We start from the raw sequence: 5,641 nt of genomic DNA on the forward strand, positions 1-5,641 counted from the left end.
ATTTTGCCAGCCGCTGCCAACTGGAGTCGCTGGTTTTTGATGAGGATGATTGTTGTCATCTACTCATTGACCAAAACACAGCAATCACAATTCGCGCACAAGAAGATCGCCTGACACTTATTGGGCTGATTTCAGGCGATAAGCCGAGTGATGATGTTTTGCATCAACATATGAAAGATGCCTTAACGCAAGGCTCTCCAGCGGTATTCTGGGAGGTAGAAACGGGATACATCGGTTTCATACACCTGCACCAGCAACTGTTAACTGCTTCTTTTCTTGATGAATCATTAGCGAATTTCATCGAATGGTTAAAAAGTGCGAACACGCAAAAAGTAACCAATAAAACAACCGAAGTCCCGGTAACGAGTACTACTCATTTTTCCACATTAAGGGTTTAAAACATGATCAGTTTTGGAAGTGTTAGCGCATTGCAGGCTGCCATGCCGCAAGCTCGCAACGAGATACTAAACGAAGGCAAGCTGAGTATTGGTGGCAAAGAATACCAAATCAACGCAGCGACCCAAGAATTTACTCGTACCAATCCTACTAATGGTGCGGTAGCGCGATTTTTTGAAGCGACAGGAAAATTGTTTCGCGAAGGCAGCTCACAATCGGTTGCGAAAGCTCTTACAAAAGCCGTATTTGATAATGAGCAAGGCCAAGCTCAGCGTTTACGAGCAGCTTCTTCTGTTGAGCATGGACAAATGTTCTTCAAAGATGGAAACATAAAAACCGCATCAGATGTATTAAATGCATTCGCAAAATTGGATAGCAAAACGGTCCAATCGCACTCTGCTGAGCTAAACCAGTTAGCGGAGCGAGCAATGACAGAATCAATGCTAGAAACCGATTCTGGTAAAAACCTCACATCACTGATTGGCGAAAGTGCAGCGAAGTCGCTTGCTGGACGTGTAGTAAAAGACTATGGCGGCGGTGTGTCTGCAGCGCAAAAAAATCCAGCAGGTAGCATCAATCAAATGCAAGCGGTGTTTGATATGGAGGTGATGCATCTTAAATCGGCGCAACGCCATATCGAAGGTCTAGCAAGCACCGATCTAAGCCAAGGTGTATACGCTGAAGGACTGGCAGAGGACGCGTTTAACAAAAGTGGCGTCACCGATAATGTCGAACGAGCTGCGGCGTGGATCATTAATGCTTCTAACTCTAAAGGAAACGACGCCGAAAACATTACGTCTTTACTTAAAGAATACGCGTCTAATGGTAAAGACTTATTGAATATGGACAACTTAAAAGAGCTACACGCTCGATTGGTACCTGATGTTGAACGTGACTACCGAGGGCCAAATATTTCGGGTGGTACTTTGCCTTCAAGTATTGGCGGTGAGGGGATGCTAAAGCAGCACATTGAAGGATTTTTGAAAGAAAACCCAGTGGCGGATAAAGACCTGGGTAAACACTTGTTTGCAGGAGTCATTGGGTATCACGGGTTCACCGATGGAAACGGTCGCATGGGACGCATGCTATACGCGATAGCAGAACTTCGTAACGACTCATTCAATCCTTTAGCTATGAACGCAGAGAACAGCCTTCACGGTATCAAGTAATTTTTCTCTTCTATTCCAATTTTAGAGCGGCGATTGCCGCTCTTTTCTTATTTCTTTATCCAACTTATTCTTCATTTTTCTACCTCGCTAAAACGGCTAATAGCAATAAAATTGAGACGTTTAAATAAAGCTCTTGTGCCTATTACGCCATAAAATCGCTCTTATCCTTATGAGCTTATTTAAATAAGCCGTTATACCCAAGTCGTCTCGTTGCATCAGATATTTCGAGGCTACTTAGGTATATTAAATTAGACAGGACACAACATGGATACAGGAAAGATTAATATGCTTCTCTCTGAACTGGGAGAAGTGCTGAACCTTGAGCGCGTGACAGCGTATGACGATCAAATGTGGTCACTGCATTTTGCTGAAAATAACAGTGTCGATGTTCTGCTCGTGGAGGAAAAAGGCGAGTTGTTGATTTCTAAAAACCTGCACATAGAACAAGAGGATATTACGTTAGACAAACTTCAAGTTTTACTTGAATACAACTTCTTATATCGAGAAACCGGCGGTGTGCAGTTTTGCGTTAATCCAACCACTAAAGATGTGGTTCTTCAGGTTGCCATTGCGGCCGAAAGTGAACTCACCAACATTGCTAACTTGATGATTCAACTGAATGAGCTAGTGGATACTTGGGCTCAGTTATTTCAGAACAATACGGTCGTAGATTTTAGCCAAACAGACGTACACGCATTTATTCAGGTTTAAGGCATCAAACATGGTCAATATTAATACATCACACATGCATTCGTTGAGTCAGTTAACGTCCCATTTGGCGACACAAAATCAAGCTGACGATAAAGAGGTTCGAGCGCATAATGGCAAAGATATTTTTGTTAAAGAAGGTTCGCCTAAAAACAAAAGCGTCAGCGCGCGTATTAGCCACCAGAATAAAGCGAAAGACATTGTGGTGAATCTGCTCACGAAGCAGGGCATTCCTAAAGACGTTGCGAAGTTGATGCTGCAAAATGTGTTGAACGGTGAAAACAAGTTAACGCTTGGTAGTCTGAAAAATCTTGAGAGATTGTCGTCTGGTCCGAGCTCACATTGGCCAGCCCCACAAACGGCGGCCTCTTCTTCTAAAGCGAATAAAACCTCATCGAGTGTAGCGCTGATCAACGAACATAAAACTAACCTTCAAAAGCTTGGTGATTTTGCCTGTACAGACTTAAATACATTTGGTGTAAAAGGTTCGCAGTTTTATGAAACCAAAGGAAAGCCTAGATTAGAAGCGCTTCACGCGAATCAAGCGCGAATCATGCAAGATCAACGAGCGACTATGTCCGCAAACGGAGTTCAAGCTGCAGCACAAAGAGGAACCGCACCGCAATTAAGCACTCTACAGAACATTGCTAAGGCAGTACAAAACGCGAAAGCCGGCTGCTGTACTACATTTGCCTTTGCTGCCGCTGCTGAGATGATTCAAGGCATGTCAGGCACACCTGAAGGTGAGCCTAAAGTAGAAGTGGTTGCGTTTAAAAAGGGTCATTCAGGTACACACCTTTATGTACTGGTTGGTCGACAAGAGGGGAGTGATATTAAAGATCCATCAACATGGAGTAAGGATGTGAAAATTGTTGACCCTTGGGCCACATCCGCATTCGGTGCACCAATGTTTGGAGATGCGCAACGACCACCTGTTTCGAATATGTTCCCGCCAACAGAAGTCATTTTTGATAGCCATAAACTGGGTTAGTCACTCTGCAAAAGAAGTGAGAAACCACATAATGCTAATCATCTAACCTTGATTAAAAGAGCAGCCCTGAGCTGCTCTTTTTGATTACTCTGGCAACTCGTTTTTAGAGCGAGATTTCTGCGAAAAACCTCACAATGAAGGCGAAAAAGTGACAAAAATAAAGCCATTACCGACATCGTTCAATCTGCAATCGTTGTTCAATAGAGTTATTGAAACAAAAGGAAAAAGTTATGAACACGATTCAACAACTGCTCTTGGAGTTTTGCCAACTCAATGAGTTGCCCGAACTGAATTTTGAAGACAATGAACGTTGTCAGCTACTGGTCGATGATCGCTACATGCTGTATTTCATCGCGACAGATACGGATGACTTAATGTTGTCCGTGACGTTCGGAGGATTAGAAAAGTCGGGCGAACAAAGACTCAAAGGTTTAGAGCTTCTTGCTCATGCTAATTATCAGGGCATCGGTAGTGGCAGCCTTGCACTTGCTTTAGCCCCAAATGGTCGACAGCTTGTCTTAGCGGGACGTAAACCCGTTGAGCACCTAAACACGACGAATCTTACTGCTTGGTTTCATGAGGTTATTGAACAGACTGAATTGTGGCAAGCGCGTTTTGCAATGTTGGATCAAGCGATTCCAACTACCCCTAATCATGAACAAGCTCATGTTCAATCACTTCGTGTGTAGGAGAGAAAAATGGTCAATACAACGCAAAAAATCAGCCAAAGCCCAGTCCCTGATCTAGAACAGTTTCGTGCAGTCGCTGCGCAAAAAGATGACCGAGTGATCAGTAAAAGAGGCGAGGTAAAAGAACCTTCAACGTTCCACAAAGGTCACAAGTTTGCTTCTATCCACGAAGGCGTGTTGAGAAGTAAATACACTAAGTTTTTCCAAGAAAACATCAAAACTCACCTTGATTTGAAACAGGCGCTACTTAAACAAGAAAAGCCTGAGGTTGCCTTGCTAGCTTACTCATTAGTTAGCCCTTCTGGTTATCGCGGTGAGCCGCTTACTGAGCGCAAAATCTTAGAAGTTGTCAGCTTGTTGGATGAAGTCAAGGTGAGCAGCGATACGTACCAGCAGCTTAAAAATACGTTTGACGCGATCAGCAAAGATCCTCGTATGCAGGTGAGTTTAGAGGCTCAGTGCCCGGGGAAAATGGATGGTTTTGGTGCCGAACTGTTACAGATGGGCAAAGAAAAACTGAAAGGTTCTGGCGTTAATGCAGTCATCAACCTAGCTTTGCCTGGCGTAGGGCTATTAATTTCAACAGGACGTGAGCTGCACAAAGCGGCAGTCAATGGCGATGCTGAAGCTTACCACCATCAGCTGGAGCAAATTTCGCAGCTTCCAGGGCGAGACCAACGTCTCTCTATGCCGATGCAACAAACATTGGCTCAAGGTCATGCAATGTTATCAGCTGAAGGTGCAGTTGGGGCAACATTGGGTATGGCGACAGGGAGCTTGGGTACTTTTGGTGTGAGCTCGGTAGCGACAGCGGGTGTTACGCCGATAGCAAAAGAAGCCATTGGTTCGGCTGCCACGACTGGCATTATCAGTGGTGGTGGTTTTGTTGCGAACCAAGCTGGAGCATACGGACTAAATACAGAAGTCAAAGAACAACTCATGCAAGGTGAGATGTCTGGTGTTTTACCAAGGCTTGAAGTTTCTAATGCCAAAGGAGACTTTACCTTCAGCATGCAAGATCCAGCTTCTGTACGCGCATTGATGGCGTACCTTGGTCCTAAAGAAAACACGGCGATGACATCACCTCAAGCGCCTAAAGAAGCACAAGAGATGGAAGCCGCTCGCTTAACGTTGAAAAAGATGTTGGGCTCAGAGCCAAGTGAACACTTAGTCCCTGACGTTGATTCTATCTTGAAGCTAAGTCCAGAAGATGCGCCAAGTAAAACTGAGGCAACTGCTCATAGTGCGTTTAAAAAGCTGTTGGGCGAAGATTGGGATTGGCTCATGCCTGCAGTTCGAGCGATTGATAAAGGGGAGGCGAGTCAAATCAATGAAAAGTTGACTTACAAACTGCCACTTGATGCCGAAAATGGACGAGTATACCTTGATAAATGCCCAAACCTGAGTGACGCTCAGTTGGATGCATTAGATAAACTGGGCTCACCAAGTCAATTGCGACTGATGTACTTAGCGGAAGGTTGGGTTTAATTGAAAGTAAGGGAGCAGATGCTCCCTTACCGTATATGGTGTTTGCCGGATGTTTATCTAGGCGTTAAATTAGCCTACTGATTTCGCTTAAAAAAGCGCTCGGCATTAGCAAATAGAGATTCACAGTGCTTTTTCTGCTTGTCGTAGTCAGCCGAACCTTCTGGCATTGCGTCTAATACTTCTTTTGCGCTGTGGTATTC

The 5,641-nt window shown here is 44.4% G+C and carries 6 protein-coding genes; all 6 read left to right on the forward strand.

The genetic code is table 11. The annotated features are described in order from the left end of the window. The coding region (locus CAG69_RS01090) for a CesT family type III secretion system chaperone (RefSeq protein ID WP_161442298.1) at nucleotides 1-398 on the forward strand (398 nt) is incomplete at its 5' end. Nucleotides 399-401: 3 nt separating this feature from the next. Further along, entirely contained in the window at nucleotides 402-1,565 is a 1,164-nt protein-coding gene (locus CAG69_RS01095) for a VopS family T3SS effector adenosine monophosphate-protein transferase (protein ID WP_006741525.1), read from the forward strand. A 264-nt stretch (nucleotides 1,566-1,829) separates the two neighbouring features. Next, nucleotides 1,830-2,276, forward strand: coding sequence for a type III secretion system chaperone (locus tag CAG69_RS01100; RefSeq protein ID WP_031780449.1), 447 nt, complete (start codon nucleotides 1,830-1,832; stop codon nucleotides 2,274-2,276). A 10-nt stretch (nucleotides 2,277-2,286) separates the two neighbouring features. Next, nucleotides 2,287-3,264: a type III secretion system effector VopR gene (vopR, locus tag CAG69_RS01105; RefSeq protein WP_161442300.1), complete on the forward strand. Its 978-nt coding sequence runs from the start codon at nucleotides 2,287-2,289 to the stop codon at nucleotides 3,262-3,264. A gap of 230 nt (nucleotides 3,265-3,494) precedes the next feature. After that, on the forward strand, nucleotides 3,495-3,953 hold the full coding sequence (locus tag CAG69_RS01110; protein ID WP_005395137.1) for a CesT family type III secretion system chaperone: 459 nt from the start codon (nucleotides 3,495-3,497) through the stop codon (nucleotides 3,951-3,953). 9 nt (nucleotides 3,954-3,962) lie between these two features. After that, nucleotides 3,963-5,441, forward strand: a complete 1,479-nt coding sequence (locus CAG69_RS01115) for a CesT family type III secretion system chaperone (RefSeq protein ID WP_161442301.1) — start codon at nucleotides 3,963-3,965, stop codon at nucleotides 5,439-5,441. The last annotated feature ends 200 nt before the right edge of the window (nucleotides 5,442-5,641 follow it).

It is taken from the genome of Vibrio sp. V43_P6S15P86 (genome assembly GCF_009904725.1).
GTDB lineage: Bacteria > Pseudomonadota > Gammaproteobacteria > Enterobacterales > Vibrionaceae > Vibrio > Vibrio diabolicus.

Excerpts from the sequence above, each read along its gene's own strand:
- CAG69_RS01100 (WP_031780449.1), top strand. The coding sequence starts at position 1,830 with ATGGATACAGGAAAGATTAATATGCTTCTCTCTGAACTGGGAGAAGTG.
- vopR (WP_161442300.1), top strand. The coding sequence starts at position 2,287 with ATGGTCAATATTAATACATCACACATGCATTCGTTGAGTCAGTTAACG.
- CAG69_RS01115 (WP_161442301.1), top strand. The coding sequence starts at position 3,963 with ATGGTCAATACAACGCAAAAAATCAGCCAAAGCCCAGTCCCTGATCTA.
- CAG69_RS01110 (WP_005395137.1), top strand. The coding sequence starts at position 3,495 with ATGAACACGATTCAACAACTGCTCTTGGAGTTTTGCCAACTCAATGAG.
- CAG69_RS01095 (WP_006741525.1), top strand. The coding sequence starts at position 402 with ATGATCAGTTTTGGAAGTGTTAGCGCATTGCAGGCTGCCATGCCGCAA.